Here is a 21,078-nt window from a genome sequence, read left to right as displayed (position 1 = left end):
GGGCATGGCCGGCGGCAGGGATTGCGGCGTTGCTGTTAATTTGGGTAGCTTGCGCAGCCATTAAAGTTCGCGAAAGGGAGTAGTGCAACTATCATTGGCTGCGGTTAGCTAGTCTCTTCAGTTTCCGAAGGGGGTGGAGCTCTTTGGCAGAGACGATATCAGGGCGAAGCGAAGAAGAGTTCCAGGACCTTTTGAGGAGGCTGGAGCTGGCGCTGGAGGCGTCTCAAATCGGCGTCTGGCAGCATAACGTCAATGAGCAGCAACTGCTCTGGGACCAGCAGATGCACAGGCTCTACGAAACCGGGCTCCAAGAGCGCAAGGTTTCCTCCGACGTCTGGATGAATGCGCTGCATCCGGAGGATGTCGAAAGGGCCATCCAAGACTTCGATGCCGCGCTGGCCACGAAGGGTTTCTATAATTCCCAATTTCGCATCATTCTGCCAGGAGGCGAGGTGCGCCATCTGCGTTCGCGCGCGCATTACTATGAGGACGCCGAGGGGGCACCTTCCTTCATCGGCGCGGAATGGGACGTTACTGCCGACGTCCTGCTCAATCGCGAATTGTCCGGCCAAAAGGCTATTGCCGAAGCGCGCGCCGTCGCCTTGGAGCACAGCCGCGCGCGAATAGAGCACGCCGCCGATCACGATTATCTTACGGGTCTTCCGAACCGCCGCTATTTCGACCGGCGCCTGGCCGAGCTGCGCAAAGACGCCGCTATCGAAACGTTGGCGATACTCCATATCGATCTCGATGGATTCAAGGAGATCAACGACAAATGGGGTCATGCGGCCGGTGATGCTACGCTGCAAAGCGCTGCCGCCCGCATTTCCGGAGCGATCACCGCCAACGATGTCGTTGCCCGCATCGGGGGCGACGAGTTCGTCGCCGTGCTGGTCAATATCGGCAGTATCGAACGGATCCAGGTGATCGCTGACGATATTTTATCGCGCTTACGCCGGGAAGTGCGTTTCGGCAACGAGATGCTGCGAATCCGTGCATCCATCGGCGTGGCAGTAGGCAAGACGAGCGGCACCGGCAATCTTTTGGCAGAATCCGATGTCGCTCTTTTCCAGGCCAAGAAACTCGGCCGCAACCGGGTAGAGTTTTTCACGCCGCAGCTCCAGTCCGATCTGCACGCGGAACGCCGTCTGGCCGACGAGCTGCGATTGGCGCCGATGCTGCGGCAGATCGAACCTTTCTATCAGATCCAAGTGAATGCGCAGACCCGGCACATCGTCGGACTGGAGGCGCTGGCACGCTGGCGCCACCCGGTGAGGGGATTGCTCAGTCCCGTCGCCTTCCTCAAGGTCGCAGACGAATATGGGGTTACAGCAGAAATCGATGCGGCCGTGTTGAAACGGGCGCTGGCAGATCGGGCAGCTTGGGTTTCGCGGGGCCTTTCGCCGCCGCGCATTGCCGTCAATATCTCCGGCCGTCGCCTTGCCGATCCCGATCTGATCGATGGACTGCGTGCGCTCAGAATACCGCGCGGCGCCATAGCCTTCGAGCTGGTGGAGACCATCTTTCTGGATGAGCCGGACGAGGTGGTGCTTGCCAATATCGCTGCCATCAAGGCGATGGGGATCGATATCGAGATCGACGACTTCGGCTCGGGTCACGCGTCGTTGATCGGGCTCGTCAAGCTGAAGCCGAAGCGGCTGAAGATAGATCGGCAGCTGGTGACCGCCGTAACGGTATCCGAAGAGCAGCGACGTCTTGTCGGCTCCATCGTTGAAATCGCACGCGCATTAAATGTCGAGGTGGTTGCAGAGGGGGTCGAGACCGAGGACCACGCGCGCGTTCTGGCCGAGGTCGGCTGCGATGAACTTCAGGGCTATGCCATCGGCTATCCTTCTTGCGAAAGCGAGACCGCGGCTTTGCTGAAATCAGCCGAAGCATCAACCGCGAGCTGATCCTCTTTCCGGAATGCGTCCATGCTACTGGATCTGCAGGGCGGCGATCAGACCGTAGCTGATGGCGCCGAGAGTCAAAAGCGATAGCGTCGCCGCAGCGATCACCCTGCCGCCGGCATGGGCGACCGAGCGAATGTTCACCGACAGGCCTAGAGCCGCCATCGCGACGACAGTGAGAACGCCGGAAGCAGTTTGCATCGGGGCCACCAGTGCATCGGGAATGAGCCCGAAGGAGCGAAGTGCCATCAGCCCGAGAAAGCCGCAGATGAACCAGGGAACCAGCGAATGATGGCCGCTGCGTCCATCCGGCGCTGTCGTCTCGGTCTTGGTGAGGATGCTGAGCAGAAAGATGACCGGGCCCAGCATCAGAACGCGGACGAGTTTGACGAGCGTGCCGGTCTGGACGGCGAGCATCCCGACGGGGGCTGTCGCCGCCAGCACCTGCGGTACGGCATAGACCGTCAGTCCGGCGAGGGTCCCATATTGCGGTACGCTCATGCCGAAGTGGAAATAGAAAAGCGGCAGGAGAAATACGGCGGCAATGCCAAGCACGGCGGTGAAGGCCAGTGCGGCGGCGATCTCCTGCGAGTCAGCCTCGATCACCGGCGCAACGGCGACGATGGCGGAATTGCCACAGATCGAGTTACCGCAGGCGATCAAGGTCGCGAGCTTCGGCGGCAGGCCGAGCGCCCGGCCGATGAGATAGGTGGCGGCGATCGACAGCACGACGACAATGGCAATGCCGGCGATCAGCCAGACGCCGGCGCCGCGGATAGCCGAAAGGCTGATGGAGGCGCCGAGAAGGACGATAGCGATTTCCAGAAGGAACTTGGCGCTGAAATCGATGCCCGGCTTCATGGCCGGTTTTAGCGGCTTGATCGTGCAAACCGCAATGCCGAGGGCGATGGCAAGCACCAGGCTTTCGATCCACCGCGCACCGAGAAGACCGGTTTCCACATGCTCTGCAACAAAGGCCAGAAGAGCAACGGCCGAGCTAAGCGCGAGGCCGGGGAGAATTTTGTTTGCGCGTTGAGCGAGAGACATTGCGTGCCGTCATTCGTTTTTAATGATTGCTGACGGCTGGAAAGTCTCATCTGTCGATGTCGACATCCATCGAATATTATCCTATGTTTCGTTCGATAAATTAGAATGATTTCCCATGACTTTCGAACAGCTCGCAATCTTCGTCGCCGTCGCCGAGCGAGAGCATCTGACCAATGCCGCTGAAGCTATCAACTTGACGCCTTCCGCCGTCAGCTCTGCGATCAAGAATCTTGAGGCCTATTATGGCGTGGAGCTGTTTCATCGCGTCGGCCGGCGGATCGAGCTGACGGAGACGGGACGATCTTTCCTCGGAGAGGCCAGGGCGACCCTCGCACGCGTACGCTCGGCGGAACTCATGCTGTCCGAACTTGGCGGATTGCAGCGGGGCCGGCTCAGCCTCTGCGCCAGCCAGACCATCGCCAGCTATTGGCTACCGCCCTTGCTGATGCGGTTTCGTCGCGAATATCCCGGCATCGAGCTGGACCTTACGATCGGCAATACCAGAACCGTCACCGAGGCTGTCATCGACGGTGCGGCCGAGCTGGGTTTCATCGAGGGCGAAGTGGATGCGCCGGCGCTGTCGATGAAGATCGTTGCGCAGGATGCGCTCGTCATCGTCGTCCCGCCGCACCATCCCTGGGCGGACGGGCGGCAGTTGACCGCCGCCGACCTCGCAAGCGGCACATCCTGGGTGATGCGGGAGGAGGGTTCGGGTACACGTTCCGAATTCGAGAATGCCATTACAAAGCTTGGTGCCAATCCGAGCGATCTCGACGTGGCGCTCGTTTTGCCCTCGAACGAAGCTGTTCTCTCTGCTGTCGCCGTTGGGCAAAGTGCAGCCGCCATATCGAGTGCTGCGGCAAGGGCCCATCTAGGGCAGGGATTACTAGTCCAGGCGACATTCGACCTGCCCGCCCGCAGCTTCCGGCTGTTACGGCACAAGGAGCGTCATGCGAGCAAGGCCGCGCTGACTTTGGAAGCCATGTGCAAGGGTTGAGCAGCTGGGAGATTGATATATTCGACTCGACTAATAGGCGAGGCGGGTGCTACCGTAATACTCGCCAGCCGATAGACGTCTCTACAGCTCGTTCAGGTGGCGTCATGATCCGAGGGGATATCGATGACAACCTACACTTGGACAGACAACGACCACAACAATATTTGGATAGATCCCGCCAATTGGTCCCCGAACGGTCTTCCGGACGCTGGAGACTCTATCGTCATAACTAATGGCGCCATTATTAGCCCTCCACGTGGACATCAGCCTGATATCGGCAGCCTCTTTGTTTCCCCCACAAGCACCCTCAGCCTTTATGCCGGCTTCGCCCAAACCTGGATAAAGATAGATGGGCCGATCATCGGCGGCGGAGGTATCTCCGTTAGCTCCCTGTCCCATCTCGAAGCGGGCAGCGGGGTGACCTCTGCTGTAGGCTGGGTCTTTGTCGGAGGCAGTTATCAGTGGGGCGGATCGGGCTCGTCTCAAGTGGTAGTGATGGGCGATGACGGGCACTTCAATTTTTCCACGCAATTCGATGGGACTATTGAGAAGTACAGCCAAATGAATTCGGCAACCATAGCCTATAACGGTCCGGGCGCGGTCTCGAATATTTCGGTCGACGGGCAGACGGCGACATTCGTGACGTCCGCGGGCAACTATACGCTCAACTTCGCTGCCGATTTCAATCCTTCGACGTTTGTACTGGATGCCGCCACCGGAACGATCATCGTTTGTCTTGTCACAGGGACGCTCGTCCGCACGACACGAGGCGACGTTCCTGTCGAGGAACTGCGTGTTGGAGACGTAGCCATCACGGCGTCATCGCAACACCGCCCGATCCGATGGATCGGAAGTACAGAGCTTGATTGCACCAATGTAATCGATCCTCGCGCATGCTGGCCAATCCGCATCGCGGCCGGCGCTCTTGGAGCAAACAAGCCGTCGCAAGATCTGCTTGTTTCGCCGGCACATGGCATCTGCACCGCCGTCGTAACCGATATCTTGATCCCAGCCTCGGCACTTGTGAACGGGGCGACAATCGATCACCTCGAGTGTGCGAAGGTGCAATATTGGCATGTCGAGTTGGATGAGCACGATATTCTCGTGACCAGTGGATTGTCGACTGAAAGCTATATCGACCACGGAAACCGCGATTTCTTTTCTGAGACGAAGGGTAGCTCGACCCGCTCGCATGGGAGTGGTGGGGAAAGATGTCTTGCCTATGTCTCGGAAGGGCCGCTGGTCGACGCCGTTCGGATGCAGCTCCGCGCGCGAGCATTGGATATCGGCTGGGCGTTGAGTGACGATCCTCTTGCCGATGTGCATCTGGTTGCTGACGGGCAGCGTATCGATCCAGTCATCAAGGGCTGGCTGGCGGAGTTTCATGTGCCGGCGTCTGTTGTAGAGCTATGGCTTGCTTCCGAATGGGGCGCGCCGAATCTCATCAGCTCTTCCGGCGATGGTCGCCGGCTCGGTCTCTGCCTTTTGAAATTGGTGGTTGAGGATGGTGTTGCGGAACCCAGGCATCTACTCGCTGACGACAGCCGGCTGACTGACGGTTTTCATTATGTCGAGGACGGCTGCCGCCGCTGGACCAACGGGTACGCGCGGTTGCCTTCGTCGCTATGGGAAGGCTATCGCGGGCTTCTTCGGCTGACCTTCGAATTTGCCGGTCCGACGGTACCGCATTGGATTCTGCGAACGTCTTCGGGAGAGCCTATGACGGGCGAAAATTGGGTACGAGCTGCCTGACAACTCTTGCCGGAAGCGTTCCAGCTCAACGCCGTTCGTCCCGCTGCCGGTTGGCAATGACGAGCTCGATCTCGTTGCGTTCCAGCATGGCCAGGATGTCGGCCGGTGGAGTGTCGTCCGTAACCAGAACGTTGAAGTTTTCCGGCTCGTTCAAAACGATCGGCGCGCTGCGGCCGAACTTGGCGCTGTCGGCAACGACGATGCAGTTTTCGGCGCGGCTGGCCGCTTCGCGCGAATATTCCGCTTCTTCGAGATCGTGCAGCATGAAGCCCGAGGCGGCGTTGATGGCGCCGACCGAGAGGATCGCGTGGCGTACATTGAAACGACGCAGGAAATTGGCCGCTTCCATGCCGAAGGTGCCGCCATCGTGACCCCGCAGTTCGCCGCCCGCAAAGAAGACCCGATTGCCGTTGCGGGTGGCAAGCGCATGGGCAACGGCGACGGCGTTCGTGACGACGAAGAGGTTCTGATGCTTCTGCAGCGCGACGGCGATAAAGGCAGTGGTCGAGCCGACATCGAGGAAGAGGGCATCGCCATGCTCGATCATCGCGGCGACCGAGGCGGCGATCATCCGCTTGGCCTCGGCATTTTCGTTCATGCGCAGATGCAACGGCGGCTCGATCATCGAGTCCTTGATATGAACCCCGCCATGCACCTTGGTCACGAGCCCATTGGCCTCAAGGCTGCGGATGTTGCGGCGGATGGTTTCCTCGGAAACGCCGAGCCGTTCAGCCAGGAATTGTATGCGGCTGGCGCCGCCGGCTAACCGCAATTCCTCGAGAATCTCGCGCTCGCGATGGTTGGAGTGCTGCGGTGGCTGGGATGTGCCCGGCATGGTTCCTGATCCTGTTGTGGGTATTGATCCCAAATTTTCGTGGCTCCAACTGGCTGTCCTGCACCCCGCCGGGTCCATAATGCGCACAGCCTTCATCCGGCTGCTTCGCGCTTGAGTTTTTAAGACAAATCTCACCTACGGTGAAGCGTAGTCTTCAGAATATCCATAGTTCATCCTATTGGGGATGGCTGACCAATTCCAACAAAAAACCAAATATTCGTTTCATTTTGTGGGTCGGTTCTTGACAGCCTCACGTTTGTGGGGAACCTTTCACATCCGAAGGATGCTCAGCGGCAGGACCGGAGGGGGAATGACTGCGACAGCGGAAGACAGGATACATTCTCTCAGCATCTGGCGCGGGCCGATCGACATCGAACCGCTTGTCGGCGGCATTACCAATCGCAACTATCTGGTCAGCAATGATGGTCGCCGCTTCGTCGTGCGGCTTGGATCGGACATTCCCGTTCATCACATCAGCCGTGCAAACGAGGTGGCGGCGAGCAGAGCTGCGCATGCCGCCGGTCTTTCGCCTGCCGTCGTTCATCACGAGCCCGGCATATTGGTGCTCGACTATATCGACGCAAAACCGCTGGCGGCCGACGACATAGGAAAGCCGGCAATGATGAGCCGCGTCGTGCCGCTCGTCCGGTCTTGTCACCGGGACGTCGCCCGGCATTTTCGCGGACCGGCGGCGATCTTCTGGGTCTTCCATGTGGTCAGGGATTATGCGGCCGTTCTCGAGGCTGGTGGTAGCCGGCACAAGTCGCGGCTGATTTCCTTCCTGGAGATTGCCGAGCGGCTCGAACGCGAAGCCGGTCCTTTCGAAATCGCCTTCGGACACAACGATCTGCTGGCGGCGAATTTCCTTGATGACGGCAAGCGGCTCTGGCTGATCGATTGGGATTATGCCGGCTTCAACACGCCGTTTTTCGATCTTGGCGGCCTTGCCTCCAATAATGAATTCTCTGAGGCGCAGGAAGAGGCGATGCTGGAGGCCTATTTCGAGGCTCCTGTCGGTGACGATCTGCGCCGGCGCTATCACGCGATGAAATGTGCTTCCCTCCTGCGCGAGACGATGTGGAGCATGGTTTCGGAAATCCATTCCGACATCGATTTCGATTATTCTTCCTATACAGCTGAAAATCTGCGGCGCTTCGAGAGCGCTTGGCAGGGTTTTCGCAATTCTTGAGGTGACACGATGAAGGAACTGCCGGCTACAGCAAAGACCGTCGTTATCGGCGGCGGCATCATCGGTTGCTCGACGGCCTACCATCTTGGCAAGCTCGGCTTTACCGATACCGTGCTTTTGGAGCGCAAGAAGCTGACGTCGGGCACGACCTTCCATGCCGCCGGTCTTGTCGGCCAGCTGCGCACAAGCGCCAACATCACGCAGATGCTCGGCTATTCCGTCGATCTCTACAAGAAGCTCGAGGCGGAGACGGGGCTTGCCACCGGCTGGAAGATGAACGGCGGCCTGCGCCTTGCCTGCAACGAGGAGCGCTGGACGGAGGTGAAGCGGCAGGCGACGACGGCACAGTCCTTTGGCCTGCAGATGCATCTGCTGACGCCCAAGGAGGCTTTCGATCTCTGGCCGCTGATGGATATCGACGATCTTGTCGGCGCCGCCTTCCTGCCAACCGACGGGCAGGCCAATCCCTCCGACATCACTCAGGCCCTGGCGAAGGGCGCCCGCATGAGCGGTGTGTCGATCTTTGAGGATATGGAAGTTCTCGATCTGGAGATCGACAAGGGCCGAATTCGTGCCGTCATCACCGAGAAAGGCCGCATCGAATGCGAGCGTGTCGTCGTCTGCGCCGGGCAATGGACACGGACCTTTGCCGGTCGTTTCGGCGTCAACGTCCCGCTCGTCTCGGTCGAGCATCAATATCTCATCACCGAATCCTTCGGCGTGCCCTCGAACCTGCCGACGCTGCGCGATCCGGATCGGCTGACCTATTACAAGGAGGAGGTCGGCGGGCTTGTCATGGGCGGCTATGAGCCCAATCCCATCCCCTGGGCGCTCGATGGCATCCCCAGGGATTTCCACTACACGCTGCTCGACAGCAATTTCGATCATTTCGAGCAGATCATGGAGCAGGCGCTGGTGCGTGTGCCGGCGCTGCAGACGGCTGGCGTCAAGCAGCTGCTATGCGGGCCGGAGAGCTTTACCCCTGATGGCAATTTCATTCTCGGCGAGGCGCCGGAACTGAAGAACTTCTTCGTCGGCGCCGGCTTCAACGCCTTTGGTATTGCCTCGGCCGGCGGGGCAGGCATGGCGCTTGCCGAATGGGTCGCCAAGGGCGAGCCGCCCTACGATCTCTGGCCGGTCGATATCAGGCGCTTCGGCCGCCCGCATTTCGATACCGACTGGGTGCGCACCCGCACGCTGGAAGCCTATGGCAAGCACTACACCATGGCCTGGCCGTTTGAAGAGCATTCCAGCGGCCGTCCCTGCCGCAAGTCGCCACTCTATGATCGGCTGAAGGCGCAAGGTGCCTGCTTCGGCGAAAAGCTCGGATGGGAGCGGCCGAACTGGTTTGCCGATCTCTTTGCCGGCGAGGAGCCGAAGGACGAGTACACGTATGAACGGCAGAACTGGTTCGATGCCGTCGGCCGGGAGCATAAGGCTGTGCGCGAAGCGGCCGTTATTTTCGACCAGACCTCCTTTGCCAAATTCGTGCTGAAGGGCAGGGATGCCGAGGCGGCGATCTCCTGGATCGCTTCCAACGACGTCGCCAGGCCAGTTGGCGCCCTGACCTATACCCAGATGCTCAACGACCGGGGTGGCATCGAGTGCGACGTCACCGTCGCCCGCATTGCCGAGAACGAATTCTACATCACGACGGGCACGGGCTTTGCCACTCATGACTTCGACTGGATCGCCCGAAACATTCCGGCGGAGATGCATGCGGAGCTGGTGGATGTAACCTCAGCCTATTCGGTCTTGTCGCTGATGGGGCCGAAGTCGCGTTCGATCTTGCAGGCCGTGACCTCGGCCGACGTTTTGAACGCCGCATTCCCCTTCGGCAAGGTGAAGACCGTCGGTATCGCCGGCTGCCCGGTACGAGCACTGCGCATCACCTATGTCGGCGAACTCGGTTATGAGCTGCATGTCCCGGTGGAATATGCCACGACTGTCTATGACGTGCTGATGGCGGCTGGGCGCGAGCACGGCCTCGTCAATGCAGGCTATCGCGCCATCGAAAGCTGCCGGCTGGAGAAGGGCTATCGCGCCTGGGGCTCGGATATCGGGCCGGACCATACGCCCATCGAAGCCGGGCTTGCCTGGGCGGTGAAGACGAAAAAGGACATCGCGTTTCGTGGCCGCGCGGCGATCGAGCGGCAGATCGCTTCGGGCGTGAAGAAGATGCTCGCCTGCTACGTGCCCGATGATCCCGAAATCGTGCTTCTCGGCCGCGAGACGATCTATCGCGATGGCCAGCGCGTCGGCTGGCTGTCGAGCGGCGGCTATGGCTATACGATCGGCAAGGCCATCGGCTACGGCTATGTCCGCAATCCCGGTGGGGTGACCGAGGATTTTGTGCTTTCGGGTCGGTACGAGCTCGATGTCGCGCAACAGCGCGTGCCGTGCCAGGTGTCGCTGAAGCCCCTTTATGATCCGCAGATGGAGCGGATCAAGGGGTGATTGGGGAGGGTGCGTTAACTCAACGCGAGCATTTCGGTATGAAGCTTATCGTCTGCTTGGCAGATCCCATGCCCGATAAAGGTTATTGAGAGCCTCGGCTGTGTGGCATTCCACCATCGGCAATTCGGCTTCTCGCAGGATTTTTGCGTATTTGGCGCCGCTATTGCGCGTCTTCACGAGTACCCAGTGAATCATCTCCCATTTGATGCTATCCTTGGCGCCTTCGAGATGGCCCGCTCGATCTGAGCGGTTGATCAGGGTCCGCTTGAGATAGCGGGAAAAGCGCAGCCAATGATTGGAGTCGATGAGGATGGCACCGGTAGCACGAGCCAAACGTTGCGGCATCAAGCGCGTATAATTGCCTTCCATGATCCACTGCTCGCCAAGAATGGCCGCATCGTGCAGCGCGGCGAATTCTGCTTCTGGGCGCTGTTGCCAATCGGTATGGGGCAGATGATGAAGCTGATCGAGATGGATCGTTGGAAAGCCAAGTTTTTTGGAAAGTGCAACCGCCAGGGTTGACTTACCGGCATTGGAAGGACCGAGCACGACAATGCGCTCGCCAAGGGAATGCAAGGGAAGCATGGGGCACCGGTCGGAAAATTGGGATGGTTTCCAATGGCCGAAGCGAACCGCCTTGTCAACGCTTGCGTGTCGTATTTTTATCATTGCGCCATTTACGTGAAGATTGGAACCAAGCCGCGCCACCTCCCGAAAACTGTGATCTCCCTACCTCAGCCCCAGCCATGTTCTTGACATGCCGTCGCTTTCATCCTCAATCGGCATGCTGACAACTGACGGAGGCCGGAAACGATGGCTGAGGCGAACATCAAGCTGGAGGAGAGCTGGAAAGAGGCGCTGTCTCCGGAGTTCGAAAGCCCCTACATGCAGCAACTCAAGGCCTTTCTCGTCGAGGAAAAGCAGCGCGGCAAGGTGATATTTCCCCGTGGCAGCGAATATTTCCGGGCTCTGGATCTGACCCCGCTCGACGAGGTGCAGGTCGTCATTCTTGGGCAAGACCCCTATCACGGCTTTGGGCAGGCGCATGGGCTCTGCTTCAGCGTACGCCCCGGCGTGCGCATTCCGCCATCTCTGGTCAATATCTACAAGGAACTGGAAACCGATCTTGGCATCCCGCCGGCACGCCACGGCTTTCTGGAAAGCTGGGCGAAGCAGGGCGTGCTCCTGCTTAACAGCGTGCTGACCGTCGAGGAGTCGCAGGCCGCCTCACATCAAGGCAAGGGCTGGGAGCGTTTCACCGACGCCGTCATCCGCCAAGTCAACGACGAATGCGACGGGGTCGTCTTCATGCTCTGGGGTTCCTATGCGCAGAAGAAGGCTGCCTTCGTCGATACCGAACGCCATCTGGTGCTGAAGGCGGCGCATCCGTCGCCGCTATCGGCCCACAACGGCTTCCTCGGCTGCCGGCATTTCTCCAAGGCTAACGCCTATCTCGCCGAGCAGGGCCGGGATCCGATCGACTGGGCGCTGCCGAGCAATCCCGAGGCTCAGTAAGGTGTCTGGTCCCATGGGTTGCTGATCGAAGCGCCCGTGTCGTCGAAATCTCCGACGTCGCGGGTGACGACGATAAGATCATGAACGATCGCCGTTGCCGCGATCAAACCGTCGGCGTCGCCGCGCGGGCGCTGTGCCGCGATGCGGCCCCATTCGACGGCAATCTGATCGGTAATGGGAAGGATGCGATTGCGATGATCGTGCCGCAGCTTACGCAACCATCCCTCCAGATGTGTTGCGGTACGCGGGTCCGATTTTCGCTTGAGCGCAATCCCGCGCATGATCTCTCCAAGTGTGATGACGCTCAGATAGATGGTGGAGGGATCGACCGAGCGCAGCCAGTCAATCGCTTGGGAATTACCGCGCCGGATTTCCGAGATGACGTTGGTATCGACGAGGTACATCAGAAGAGGATATCTCGGCTCGGCGTTTTGCTGCGGTTCGATACGGCATCAGTCATTTCGTCATCCCATGCCGGTCCGGATAGCAGATCGTCGACGAGGCTTGGTTTGCCGGCTGAGAGGGCATCATAATCTTCGGCAGATAGGACGACAGCCGCACGTTCGCCGCGCAAGGTGACGATTTGCGGTCCCTCGCTGCGCGCTTTCTGCACGACTTTTGAAAACTGGTTCTTCGCATCCTGCAGCGGCCAATTCATCGAAGCCCCTCCGGCTAGACTGTCTAGCTTAATCTAATGCCGCTTCGATTTGGAATCAACAGATGAGAGCGATATGGCTTGTAGGTGAACGACTTCAGTTTATCGTTCACTCATTGAAGACAATCCGTTTGGCTATTCGGGGCTATCGAAACAGGCTCCACAAGACCATCTTCTGCCCATGAGAAACGCCTGCCGGTGCAGGCGAGCAAAGGGGTTTAAGATGCTTAACCAGATCAAAGGTCTTCACCACGTTACCTCGATGGCGGAAGACGCCCGGACCAACAACAAGTTCTTCACGGATACGCTCGGCCTGCGCCGCGTCAAGAAGACGGTCAATTTCGACGCTCCCGATGTCTATCACCTCTACTATGGTGACGAGGTCGGCACTCCCGGCACGATCATGACCTACTTCCCGTTCCCGAAGATGGCGCGCGGTCGCCCGGGCACCGGGGAGGTCGGCAATACGGTCTACTCAGTTCCGGAAGGGGCCATCGGCTACTGGACCGAACGGCTCGGCCAGCATGGTGTCGAGGGCTTGAAGGCCGATGAATCCTTTGGCCAGAAGCGCCTGCATTTTGCCGGTCCGGATGGCGACGGTTTCGCGCTCGTCGAGGTCAAGGATGACAAGCGTCAGCCCTGGACGCATAACGGGGTCGATGCCGAGCATGCCATCAGAGGCTTCCATTCCGTTGCCATGCGGCTCAGGGACGAAGGCGCTACGGTCGAGCTTTTGAAGTACATGGGCTACGAAGTTGTCGATACCCATGATGGCATCAAGCGGCTTGCCATTCCCGGCGGCAACGGTGCCGACTATGTCGACCTTGAGACGATGCCGAACATCAATCGCGCTCTCCCAGGTGCCGGCTCCGTCCACCATGTCGCCTTTGCCGTCGATAACCGCGCAAAGCAGCTCGAAGTGCGCAAGGCGCTGATGGATACGGGCTATCAGGTGACCCCGGTCATCGACCGCGATTACTTCTGGGCGATCTATTTCCGCACGCCGGGCGGCGTGCTGTTCGAAGTCGCCACCAACGAACCCGGCTTTAACCGCGACGAGGATACGGCCCATCTCGGCGAGGCGCTGAAACTGCCCGAGCAGCATGCGCATCTGCGCGGCCTGATCGAGCAGCATCTCGAACCGCTGGAAGGCTAATCCAGGAGAGGTATCATGACCGATAAGATTTATGTGCGCCGGCTGAAGGCCGGTGCACCCGGGAAGCCCATCTTCTTTACCTTCCATGGTACAGGCGGCGACGAGAACCAGTTCTTCGATTTCGCCACCCGCCTGTTGCCGGACGCCACCATCATCTCGCCGCGCGGCGATGTCTCGGAATATGGCGCGGCGCGTTTCTTCCGTCGGACGGGTGAGGGCGTCTATGACATGGCCGATCTTGCCAGGGCGACGGAAAAGATGGCGAAGTATGTCTCGGAACTAGCGGCCGAATATGGCGCATCGCAGGTGCTGGGTCTCGGCTTTTCCAATGGCGCCAACATCCTTGCCAACGTGCTTATCGAGCATGGCGATCTGTTCGATGCGGCCGTGTTGATGCATCCGTTGATCCCCTTCCAGCCGAAGGACAATGCCAGGTTGGCTGGCAACCGCGTGCTGATCACCGCGGGTGAGCGCGATCCGATCGCGCCGGCGCCGGTCACCAAGGCGCTCGCCGATTATTTTGCGCGACAGGATGCCGAGGTTACGCTCGAATGGCATCCGGGCGGCCACGATATTCGCCCCAACGAGATCGAGGCTATTGGCAAATTCCTTGTGCCCTACGCGTAAGCTCGAAAAATGACCAAGCCGCGCGGCAGACAGCTCCTGCCGCGTGGCCTGCTATTTGCCGATGAGGCGCAGCATCGCCTTAGCTTGCGAGGCGGCTGCGAGTTTTCCGTTCTTGTCGAGATAGCCTGTTCCGCAGAAGCGGTTGAGATTTGCGACATCCATGCTGTCAGGCAGAGCATGTTGTGATTCGGCAATGACCATGCGCCAGGCACAGCCGAGCATCTTGTCGGGTTGGATCGCCTCGTCGCAGCCGGTGCTGAGGCATAGGGCAACATGCTTCTGCGCCCGATACCCACCTGCGATGGCTTCCTCATAATCGGCTTTCCAGCTGTCGCGCGTGTGTTCGCAGCGGGCGGGATTGCCGCTTTGGCTGCATTGTACCGTCTTGTCGACATAGGTTTGCGCCGGCGGCCATAGCGGACCGTCGACCAGGCTGACGCAGCCGCACGCAAACAAGGTGGCCGACAGCAGGCGCAATTGATTCTCCTTCGATGAAGCCGCCAGAACCGTAGAGCGATCGCAAAGATGTGCAAGATCAAAGCGATCCTGCCAGTAATAACGCTGGGACGGCGCCTCTTGCTTGCTCACGGCAGGGTGTGGCGTGGCGTTCCTGCAACCATCGTCATCTTCCCGCGTCAGCGACACGCTGCGACGCAAGCTTAGCTTGTAGGCATCATGGCCACCCGCTAATGATCTGCCTCGACGGGGCAGGGGATTTCATCGTGACGTTGGCGGAACAGCAGCAATACAGGCTGGGCGTGGTCTATGTGGCGCTTTCGGCGCTCGCCTGGTCGACCTCCGGCCTTTTCGTGCGGGCGATCCATGCCGATCTCATGACCATTCTGTTCTGCCGCGGCATCGTCTCCGGCCTCGGCGTTTTCGCGCTGTTCTTCTATATCGAGCGCCGCAACGCCTTTCGCATCCTGCGCTCCATGGGTGGTCCTTCACTGGCGGCGACGATCTTTTCCACCGCGTCGATGATCAGCGGCATCGGCTCGATCTATTATACGTCGGTCGCCGATGCCATGGTCATCTATGCGACCGTGCCCTTTGTCACCGCGGGCGTTGCTTTTCTCTTCATCCGCGAACGTCCCAACATGAGGACGCTGATTGCCAGCGGCGTTGCCTTCATCGGCGTGCTCGTCATGCTTTCCGGCCATGCAAGCGATGGCGGCAGCTGGCTCGGCAAGGGGCTTGCCGCCGTCATGACGCTGACCGTCGCCTGCCTTGCCGTCGTCATGCGACAGCATCGCAACGTGCCGATGCTGCCTGCCATGGCGCTTTCCGCCTGGTTGTGTTCCTCCATCACCTTCTGGTTCGCCTCGCCGCTTTCGATCTCCGGACAGGATCTCGGGCTGATCATCGCCTTCGGCATTATCCAGAACGCCATGGGCCTCAGCCTCTATACCTTCGGCTCGCGGCTGGTTCCGGCGTCGGATGCCGCCCTGCTGACAGCGCTCGAAGTGCCGCTGACGCCGCTCTGGGTCTGGATGATCTTTGCCGAGCGCCCTTCGACGGCGACGCTTATCGGCGGGCCGATCGTGCTTGCAGCGCTTTTCGGACATATCCTGTTGGAAGTGCGGCGGAATCGAGCGGTGACATCGGCTCAGGCCCACTGACCGCCTTGCCCCTTTCATCACAAAATGCTGATATCGGCACGGTCATCAGGAGTCGGAATCGATGAAAAAGGTCTTCAATCCCGCATCTGTCCGCCGCCCTTTCGGCAACTACAATCACGGTCTGCTGGTGCCGCCGGGCGCGAGCCTGCTGGTCACGTCCGGCCAGCTCGGCATCGGTATCGACGATCGCATTCCGCCTGACGTTACAGGCCAGGCCGAACTGTGTTTCAAGGCGATCGGCGCTATCCTCGAAGAAGCGGGCATGGGGTTTGCCGACGTCATCCGCATCGGCGGCTTTGTGACTACGCGCGAGGATTTTCCCGCCTATATGGCCGTGCGCGATCGCTATGTCCAAAATCCCGCACCGGTCTCCACGCTGCTGATCGTCGGCGGGTTTACGCGGTCCGAGTTTCTGGTCGAGGTCGAGGTTACGGCGGCGAAGGTGATGTGATGACGATCGGTTATGCCGAGCGTTCGGCCGATCCGTCGATGCCGCGTATTCTAGGACTTTACGAGACGCATTTGACGGTTGCCAATCTCCAGCGCTCGATCGCCTTCTATCGCGATGTCCTGAAGCTCGAAGTCGGGACGGTCATCGAGAGCAGGAATGTTGCTTTCCTCTGGATCGACGATAAACGGATGGGCATGCTCGGCCTCTGGGAAACGGGCAGCTCCCCTCTCAAGATGCGTCTCCATATTGCCTTCAGAACCTCTCTCGCCGATGTAGTGGGCTCCGCCGCCGCATTGAAGGCTCATGGTGTTCAGCCGAAAGGTTTCAATGGCGAGCCGCTCGATGAGCCGGTCGTCCTCGGTTGGATGCCGGCCGTCTCGCAATATTTTTCGGATCCCGACGGACATTCGATCGAATTCATCCATGTGCTTGAGGCGGCGGCCGATCCGGATTTCGGTGTAAAGCCGTATTCGGAATGGTTGTCGCGGCCGAAACCGTTAGCATGATAGGCACTGGTGAGGCTTCCTCGTGATTGGCCTTTCGCCTGCCTCCGTATTGTCTATGTGAAGAGATGCCACCGATATTGCCGATCCAATTACAGGTTGCGGAGAGGCATGGAAGACAAATATGACGCAGAACATCTACGATAATCCGGGCTTTTTCGAAGGCTATAGCCGTCATGTCGAAGAATGGTCGCCGAGCGATGAGGATCTTGCAGCCCATCCGGAATGGGCAATCGAGCGCGAGCGGCCGATGTTTCTCCTGATTTCCACTCGGACCTAAGGCATCCCCGGCATGCCGCCGCAGCGTCGAAGCCCGAGGCGATCTGTTTTTCTTTTTGTTGATAGATTTTATAGAAAATTAATTGCTCGCGAAGGGCTACTTCCGCAAAATGTCGTTTCTTGAGGCGCATGCTCCCCATCGATAATGTGAGGCTGTCTGCGCGAGTTAAGGAAGAGTGCGATGAACATGAAAACTTCCGTGGCAATCGAGAAGGCGGTGCCTGTCGCCGATCCCGACATTGCGCGCACCGAGTTTCGCAATGCCATGGCGCGGATGGCGGCGGCAGTGAACATTGTCACGACCAATGGCCCTGCGGGGATCGCCGGCTTTGCGGCGACTGCCGTCTGTAGCGTTACCGATAACCCGCCGACCCTGCTCGTTTGCCTCAATCGTGGCGCTTCCGTTCATCCCGCCGTCACGCAAAACGGCGTGCTCTGCGTCAATGTGCTGTCGGAAGCGCATCAGGACCTGTCGCGGCTTTTCGGCGGCAAGACCCCGGTTGTCGAACGCTTCGCCGGTGCCTCCTGGTCGGAACTATCGACAGGCGCGCCGGTGCTTGAGGATGCTCTTGTTTCCTTCGATTGCCGTATCGTCCGCCAGGCCGACGGCGGAACGCATGATATCCTGCTCTGTGAAGTCGATGCTATCCGTCAACGTGATGAGGGGCAGGGGCTTATCTACTTCGACCGGACCTATCATTCTGCGGGTCGAGCCGAGTAAGCCGATTTTCTTGTTGTTTCACGCCAGAAAGTTTTCGATCGCCTGCAGGACCTGGGCGGGGTGTTCGCGATGCGGCGAATGTCCGGTGTCCGGCAGGATATAAGCCGATCCGCGTCCGGCTGCGATCCGGTGGGGATGAGCCTCGGAGCCATACTCGTCACGCTCGCCGTGAATGGCAAGCACCGGGCAACGGAGTTTTTCGAGGGCCGGATCGAGCGACCAGCCGGCACGTTCGGGAGTAAGCCACGTATCGATCCATGCATGCAGCACCCAATCGGTCTTACTGCCGTGATATTTTTCAAGCCGGGCGAAGGTCTCGGCCGATCTGAAATCCTGCTGTGCGATCCTGATGCCTTGCAGGGTTCTCTCTTCCACGAAAGCCTGCGCTGAGATGGTGATGATGGCCCGGCAGCGGTCGCCGAAGCGTGCTCCTGCTTCCACCGCCATGGCGCCGCCGACGCTATGCCCGCAGGCAACGAATTCTTGAATGGAAAACTGCTCGCATAGCAACGGAACGGCCTGCTCCGCCTCCAGGGCCACGAAATTCTGCTGCAAAATGTCGATGCGAGCATCGGAGCGGCCGAAGCCTAAGCGATCATAGGCGATCACCTGACGGCGGAGGGAAAGGGCGAGCTGTCGCGGGAAATCCCTCCAGAGCGTGATGCATCCGAGGGAATCATGAAACAGGATGATCGGTGGCAGGAAGGTCTCGGTATGCGGTGTCCACGATTTGGCATAGAGGCGCCCGCCGGGGCTTTCGATCCAGTGTTCCGTTTCGACGATGCCTGCCATTTCGCTCAATAGTTTTCCTGATACCACTCGACGAAGCGCTTCACCCCCTCATCGACTTCGATTTGCGGCTTGAAGCCCGTCAGCGCTACCAAGAGGTCCGGCACGGCATAGGTGTTGTGTACGTCTCCCGGCTGCATCGGCAGCATCTTGCGGATCGCCCTCTTGCCGAGCATCGTCTCGATCGTCTCAACGAAGGTCATCAGGCCGACGGGCTGGCCGCCGCCGACATTGACGACGCGGAAAGGGGCGTTCCTCGAGAGCGTGTCGATGACCGTCTCCGACACGATCCGGTTTTCCTCCGACGGTATAACGCCGATGAGACGAACGATGCCTTCGACGAGATCGTCGATATAGGTGAAATCGCGGCTCATCTTGCCTTCGCCGTAGATCTCGATCGGCCTGTCGTTCTTGATGGCGTCCACGAACTTGAACAGCGCCATGTCCGGACGGCCCCAGGGGCCATAGACCGTGAAGAAACGGAAAGCGGTCGTCGGCACGTTGAAGAGATGGGCGTAGCTGTGCGCCATCAGCTCCATGCTCTTCTTGGTCGCCGCATAGATCGTCATCTGCTCGTCGGCCTTGTCGCTTTCGGCAAAGGGGATCTTTTCGTTGGCGCCGTAGACCGACGAGGTGGAGGCAAGGAGCAGGTGCTTCGGCTGCAGGTTTCTCGCCAGTTCCAGGATGTTGAACGAGCCGACGAGGTTGGAATCGACGTAGGAACGCGGATTTTCGAGGCTATAGCGGACGCCGGCCTGTGCGGCGAGATGGACGATCACATCAGGTTCGGCGAGTTCGGCGGCGCGATCCAGCGCCGCCTTGTCTTCCAGCATGCCAGTGACGGCCTTGAAGCCGTTGGAGCGGGCGAGAATGGCTGTACGCTTTTCCTTGAGCTTGACGTCGTAGTAGGGCGTCATGCCGTCGAAACCGACGACGAAATGTCCCTCGTCAAGCAGGCGTCTGGCAAGGTGGAATCCGATAAAGCCGGCGGTGCCGGTGATGAGATAACGCATTGATCGGCCTTTGCTTAAAGCATTTCGAGGAAAGGTGCGTAGGGGTTTTCCGTTCGGAATGCGTAGATGCTCTAAAGTGTGTCGTCGCTCGAGGGTCTGCCGACACTTGTATAGGCAAAGCCGTGCTTTGCGACCTCGTCATGGCGATAGATGTTTCTGAGGTCGACGAGGACCGGAGCCTTCATGATGGATTTGAGCCGGGCAAAATCCAGCGCGCGGAACTGGTTCCATTCCGTCACGATGACGAGCGCATCGGCACCACGCGCGGCGCTATAGGCATCCTCGGCATAGGCGATGTTGTCGATCACTTGGCGGGCATTCTCCATGCCTTCGGGATCGTAGCCGGTCACCGTGGCGCCCGCATCCTGCAGCGTCTGGATGATCGAGATGGCCGGGCTGTCACGCATGTCGTCGGTATTCGGCTTGAAGGTCAGACCGAGGACGGCTACCGACTTGCCTCTGATATCGCCGCCCATGGCCGTGACGACCTTGCGCCCCATGGCGCGCTTGCGGTTGTCGTTGATCGATACGGTCGTTTCGATCAGGCGCACGGGGCTGTCGTAATCCTGAGCCGTCTTGGCGAGCGCCAGCGTATCTTTCGGGAAGCAGGAGCCGCCGTAGCCTGGGCCGGCATGCAGGAATTTTGAGCCGATGCGGCCGTCGAGGCCGATGCCGCGCGAGACTTCCTGCACATTGGCGCCGACCTTCTCGCAGAGATCGGCCATCTCGTTGATGAAGGTGATCTTCATGGCGAGGAAGGCGTTGGCGGCGTATTTGATCAGCTCCGACGTGCGGCGGGAGGTAAAGAGCAGCGGCGCCTGGTTGAGATAGAGGGGGCGGTAGACTTCGGTCATGACGCCACGGGCACGCTCGTCATTGAGCCCGATGACGATGCGGTCGGGACGCTTGAAATCCTCGATGGCCGCACCTTCGCGCAGGAATTCCGGATTGGAGACGACGGCGACATCGGCTTGCGGATTGGTTTCGCGGACGATGCGCTCCACTTCGTCGCCGGTGCCGACCGGCACGGTCGATTTGGTGACGATGACGGTGAAGTCCTTGACGTGCTCGGCAATTTCGCGAGCAGCGGCATAGACATAGGAGAGGTCGGCATGGCCGTCGCCACGCCGGGAAGGGGTGCCGACCGCAATGAAGACGACATCGCTTGCGGCAACGCTCGTCTCTACATCAGTAGTGAAGGAGAGGCGACCGGCGCGCACGTTGTCGGCAACGAGCTGTTCTAGACCCGGCTCGAAGATCGGTATCTCGCCACGCTGCAGCGCGTCGATCTTGTTGGCGTCCTTGTCGACGCAAATGACATCGTGTCCAAAATCGGCAAAGCAGACACCCGATACAAGCCCCACATAACCTGAGCCGATCATCGTGATGCGCATGAAACTTCAATCCTTTTGCTGGCGCCTGGCGTCGCGTTGAAACGCAACGGCGGCATGGGCGATCATCTGCGTATATACACAGGATCGCGGGCGGCGCCTATATGCGATGCCGGCTTTAAGAGGGTTGCAACAGAAGTGTCACGGAAGCATCGTCGACCTCCTGCATGCG

Annotated in this window: 22 protein-coding genes; 13 read left to right on the top strand and 9 right to left on the bottom strand. The window is 59.5% G+C overall.

Translation table 11 applies throughout. From position 1 onward, the window contains the following. Positions 1–143 precede the first annotated feature (143 nt). A complete protein-coding gene (locus RTCIAT899_RS13980; RefSeq protein ID WP_015340890.1) occupies positions 144–1,913 on the top strand; it encodes a bifunctional diguanylate cyclase/phosphodiesterase in 1,770 nt (589 codons plus the stop codon). 24 nt (positions 1,914–1,937) lie between these two features. Here the strand turns inward: RTCIAT899_RS13980 and RTCIAT899_RS13975 are convergent, their stop codons facing one another. Continuing rightward, positions 1,938–2,957 carry a YeiH family protein gene (locus RTCIAT899_RS13975; protein WP_015340889.1) on the bottom strand — a complete coding sequence of 340 codons (1,020 nt, stop codon included), beginning with the start codon at positions 2,955–2,957 and terminating at the stop codon, positions 1,938–1,940. Between the two features lie 115 nt (positions 2,958–3,072). Here RTCIAT899_RS13975 and RTCIAT899_RS13970 point away from each other — a divergent pair, with 115 nt between their 5' ends. Together RTCIAT899_RS13970 and RTCIAT899_RS31665 are read left to right on the top strand one after the other, a co-directional pair. Next, a complete protein-coding gene (locus tag RTCIAT899_RS13970) occupies positions 3,073–3,954 on the top strand; it encodes a LysR family transcriptional regulator (RefSeq protein ID WP_015340888.1) in 882 nt (293 codons plus the stop codon). A 561-nt stretch (positions 3,955–4,515) separates the two neighbouring features. Further along, positions 4,516–5,706, top strand: a complete 1,191-nt coding sequence (locus RTCIAT899_RS31665) for a Hint domain-containing protein (protein WP_015340887.1) — start codon at positions 4,516–4,518, stop codon at positions 5,704–5,706. 25 nt (positions 5,707–5,731) lie between these two features. Here RTCIAT899_RS31665 and RTCIAT899_RS13955 read toward each other — a convergent pair whose 3' ends face one another. Continuing rightward, the gene (locus RTCIAT899_RS13955) at positions 5,732–6,541 is read right to left on the bottom strand and encodes a DeoR/GlpR family DNA-binding transcription regulator (RefSeq protein ID WP_015340886.1); all 810 of its coding nucleotides are present in this window, start codon (positions 6,539–6,541) and stop codon (positions 5,732–5,734) included. A gap of 310 nt (positions 6,542–6,851) precedes the next feature. Between RTCIAT899_RS13955 and RTCIAT899_RS13950 the strand changes: the two genes are divergently transcribed. Together RTCIAT899_RS13950 and RTCIAT899_RS13945 are read left to right on the top strand one after the other, a co-directional pair. Next, positions 6,852–7,730: a choline/ethanolamine kinase family protein gene (locus tag RTCIAT899_RS13950; RefSeq protein ID WP_015340885.1), complete on the top strand. Its 879-nt coding sequence runs from the start codon at positions 6,852–6,854 to the stop codon at positions 7,728–7,730. A gap of 9 nt (positions 7,731–7,739) precedes the next feature. Continuing rightward, positions 7,740–10,187: a GcvT family protein gene (locus RTCIAT899_RS13945; RefSeq protein WP_015340884.1), complete on the top strand. Its 2,448-nt coding sequence runs from the start codon at positions 7,740–7,742 to the stop codon at positions 10,185–10,187. Positions 10,188–10,232: 45 nt separating this feature from the next. Here the strand turns inward: RTCIAT899_RS13945 and RTCIAT899_RS13940 are convergent, their stop codons facing one another. Further along, on the bottom strand, positions 10,233–10,772 hold the full coding sequence (locus RTCIAT899_RS13940; protein ID WP_015340883.1) for a P-loop NTPase family protein: 540 nt from the start codon (positions 10,770–10,772) through the stop codon (positions 10,233–10,235). Positions 10,773–11,000: 228 nt separating this feature from the next. Between RTCIAT899_RS13940 and ung the strand changes: the two genes are divergently transcribed. Next, positions 11,001–11,702 carry a uracil-DNA glycosylase gene (gene ung / locus RTCIAT899_RS13935; protein WP_015340882.1) on the top strand — a complete coding sequence of 234 codons (702 nt, stop codon included), beginning with the start codon at positions 11,001–11,003 and terminating at the stop codon, positions 11,700–11,702. Here the strand turns inward: ung and RTCIAT899_RS13930 are convergent. After that, entirely contained in the window at positions 11,696–12,106 is a 411-nt protein-coding gene (locus RTCIAT899_RS13930; RefSeq protein ID WP_015340881.1) for a type II toxin-antitoxin system VapC family toxin, read from the bottom strand. The two genes, ung and RTCIAT899_RS13930, sit on opposite strands and share 7 nt — an antisense overlap. Next, positions 12,106–12,360, bottom strand: a complete 255-nt coding sequence (locus RTCIAT899_RS13925) for a type II toxin-antitoxin system Phd/YefM family antitoxin (RefSeq protein WP_015340880.1) — start codon at positions 12,358–12,360, stop codon at positions 12,106–12,108. The genes RTCIAT899_RS13930 and RTCIAT899_RS13925 overlap by 1 nt, the downstream gene beginning before the upstream one ends. 220 nt (positions 12,361–12,580) lie before the next feature. Here RTCIAT899_RS13925 and RTCIAT899_RS13920 point away from each other — a divergent pair, with 220 nt between their 5' ends. Further along, positions 12,581–13,513 (top strand): VOC family protein, encoded by a 933-nt coding sequence (locus RTCIAT899_RS13920; RefSeq protein WP_015340879.1) that lies wholly within the window; start codon positions 12,581–12,583, stop codon positions 13,511–13,513. A gap of 15 nt (positions 13,514–13,528) precedes the next feature. Continuing rightward, entirely contained in the window at positions 13,529–14,140 is a 612-nt protein-coding gene (locus RTCIAT899_RS13915; RefSeq protein WP_015340878.1) for an alpha/beta hydrolase, read from the top strand. A gap of 51 nt (positions 14,141–14,191) precedes the next feature. On the opposite strand, the gene RTCIAT899_RS13910 is transcribed toward RTCIAT899_RS13915, so the two are convergent. After that, a complete protein-coding gene (locus RTCIAT899_RS13910; RefSeq protein ID WP_015340877.1) occupies positions 14,192–14,617 on the bottom strand; it encodes a hypothetical protein in 426 nt (141 codons plus the stop codon). Between the two features lie 245 nt (positions 14,618–14,862). On the opposite strand from RTCIAT899_RS13910, the gene RTCIAT899_RS13905 reads away from it, so the two are divergent. From RTCIAT899_RS13905 to rutF, 5 genes are all read left to right on the top strand, one after another. Next, the gene (locus tag RTCIAT899_RS13905; protein WP_041677957.1) at positions 14,863–15,759 is read left to right on the top strand and encodes a DMT family transporter; all 897 of its coding nucleotides are present in this window, start codon (positions 14,863–14,865) and stop codon (positions 15,757–15,759) included. 61 nt (positions 15,760–15,820) lie between these two features. After that, positions 15,821–16,210 (top strand): RidA family protein, encoded by a 390-nt coding sequence (locus RTCIAT899_RS13900; RefSeq protein ID WP_015340875.1) that lies wholly within the window; start codon positions 15,821–15,823, stop codon positions 16,208–16,210. Further along, the gene (locus RTCIAT899_RS13895; protein ID WP_015340874.1) at positions 16,210–16,716 is read left to right on the top strand and encodes a VOC family protein; all 507 of its coding nucleotides are present in this window, start codon (positions 16,210–16,212) and stop codon (positions 16,714–16,716) included. The genes RTCIAT899_RS13900 and RTCIAT899_RS13895 overlap by 1 nt, the downstream gene beginning before the upstream one ends. A 121-nt stretch (positions 16,717–16,837) precedes the next feature. Beyond that, the gene (locus RTCIAT899_RS33085; RefSeq protein WP_015340873.1) at positions 16,838–16,993 is read left to right on the top strand and encodes a hypothetical protein; all 156 of its coding nucleotides are present in this window, start codon (positions 16,838–16,840) and stop codon (positions 16,991–16,993) included. A 180-nt stretch (positions 16,994–17,173) separates the two neighbouring features. After that, positions 17,174–17,713: an NADH-dependent FMN reductase RutF gene (gene rutF / locus RTCIAT899_RS13890; RefSeq protein ID WP_015340872.1), complete on the top strand. Its 540-nt coding sequence runs from the start codon at positions 17,174–17,176 to the stop codon at positions 17,711–17,713. Positions 17,714–17,731: 18 nt separating this feature from the next. Here the strand turns inward: rutF and RTCIAT899_RS13885 are convergent, their stop codons facing one another. From RTCIAT899_RS13885 to RTCIAT899_RS13875, 3 genes are all read right to left on the bottom strand, one after another. Next, positions 17,732–18,505 carry an alpha/beta fold hydrolase gene (locus tag RTCIAT899_RS13885; RefSeq protein WP_041677637.1) on the bottom strand — a complete coding sequence of 258 codons (774 nt, stop codon included), beginning with the start codon at positions 18,503–18,505 and terminating at the stop codon, positions 17,732–17,734. Between the two features lie 5 nt (positions 18,506–18,510). After that, a complete protein-coding gene (locus RTCIAT899_RS13880) occupies positions 18,511–19,515 on the bottom strand; it encodes an NAD-dependent epimerase (protein WP_015340870.1) in 1,005 nt (334 codons plus the stop codon). A gap of 71 nt (positions 19,516–19,586) precedes the next feature. Beyond that, positions 19,587–20,909, bottom strand: a complete 1,323-nt coding sequence (locus RTCIAT899_RS13875) for a UDP-glucose dehydrogenase family protein (RefSeq protein WP_015340869.1) — start codon at positions 20,907–20,909, stop codon at positions 19,587–19,589. Positions 20,910–21,078: the final 169 nt, after the last annotated feature.

Origin of the sequence: Rhizobium tropici CIAT 899, from assembly GCF_000330885.1 — a bacterium.
GTDB lineage: Bacteria > Pseudomonadota > Alphaproteobacteria > Rhizobiales > Rhizobiaceae > Rhizobium > Rhizobium tropici.
This window is presented reverse-complemented; position numbering and strand designations above follow the sequence as displayed.

Coding starts and splice junctions, on each gene's coding strand:
- RTCIAT899_RS13975 (WP_015340889.1), bottom strand. CDS start 2,957: ATGTCTCTCGCTCAACGCGCAAACAAAATTCTCCCCGGCCTCGCGCTT.
- RTCIAT899_RS13970 (WP_015340888.1), top strand. CDS start 3,073: ATGACTTTCGAACAGCTCGCAATCTTCGTCGCCGTCGCCGAGCGAGAG.
- RTCIAT899_RS31665 (WP_015340887.1), top strand. CDS start 4,516: ATGAATTCGGCAACCATAGCCTATAACGGTCCGGGCGCGGTCTCGAAT.
- RTCIAT899_RS13955 (WP_015340886.1), bottom strand. CDS start 6,541: ATGCCGGGCACATCCCAGCCACCGCAGCACTCCAACCATCGCGAGCGC.
- RTCIAT899_RS13950 (WP_015340885.1), top strand. CDS start 6,852: ATGACTGCGACAGCGGAAGACAGGATACATTCTCTCAGCATCTGGCGC.
- RTCIAT899_RS13945 (WP_015340884.1), top strand. CDS start 7,740: ATGAAGGAACTGCCGGCTACAGCAAAGACCGTCGTTATCGGCGGCGGC.
- RTCIAT899_RS13940 (WP_015340883.1), bottom strand. CDS start 10,772: ATGCTTCCCTTGCATTCCCTTGGCGAGCGCATTGTCGTGCTCGGTCCT.
- ung (WP_015340882.1), top strand. CDS start 11,001: ATGGCTGAGGCGAACATCAAGCTGGAGGAGAGCTGGAAAGAGGCGCTG.
- RTCIAT899_RS13930 (WP_015340881.1), bottom strand. CDS start 12,106: ATGTACCTCGTCGATACCAACGTCATCTCGGAAATCCGGCGCGGTAAT.
- RTCIAT899_RS13925 (WP_015340880.1), bottom strand. CDS start 12,360: ATGAATTGGCCGCTGCAGGATGCGAAGAACCAGTTTTCAAAAGTCGTG.
- RTCIAT899_RS13920 (WP_015340879.1), top strand. CDS start 12,581: ATGCTTAACCAGATCAAAGGTCTTCACCACGTTACCTCGATGGCGGAA.
- RTCIAT899_RS13915 (WP_015340878.1), top strand. CDS start 13,529: ATGACCGATAAGATTTATGTGCGCCGGCTGAAGGCCGGTGCACCCGGG.
- RTCIAT899_RS13900 (WP_015340875.1), top strand. CDS start 15,821: ATGAAAAAGGTCTTCAATCCCGCATCTGTCCGCCGCCCTTTCGGCAAC.
- RTCIAT899_RS13895 (WP_015340874.1), top strand. CDS start 16,210: ATGACGATCGGTTATGCCGAGCGTTCGGCCGATCCGTCGATGCCGCGT.
- RTCIAT899_RS33085 (WP_015340873.1), top strand. CDS start 16,838: ATGACGCAGAACATCTACGATAATCCGGGCTTTTTCGAAGGCTATAGC.
- rutF (WP_015340872.1), top strand. CDS start 17,174: ATGAACATGAAAACTTCCGTGGCAATCGAGAAGGCGGTGCCTGTCGCC.
- RTCIAT899_RS13885 (WP_041677637.1), bottom strand. CDS start 18,505: ATGGCAGGCATCGTCGAAACGGAACACTGGATCGAAAGCCCCGGCGGG.
- RTCIAT899_RS13880 (WP_015340870.1), bottom strand. CDS start 19,515: ATGCGTTATCTCATCACCGGCACCGCCGGCTTTATCGGATTCCACCTT.
- RTCIAT899_RS13875 (WP_015340869.1), bottom strand. CDS start 20,909: ATGCGCATCACGATGATCGGCTCAGGTTATGTGGGGCTTGTATCGGGT.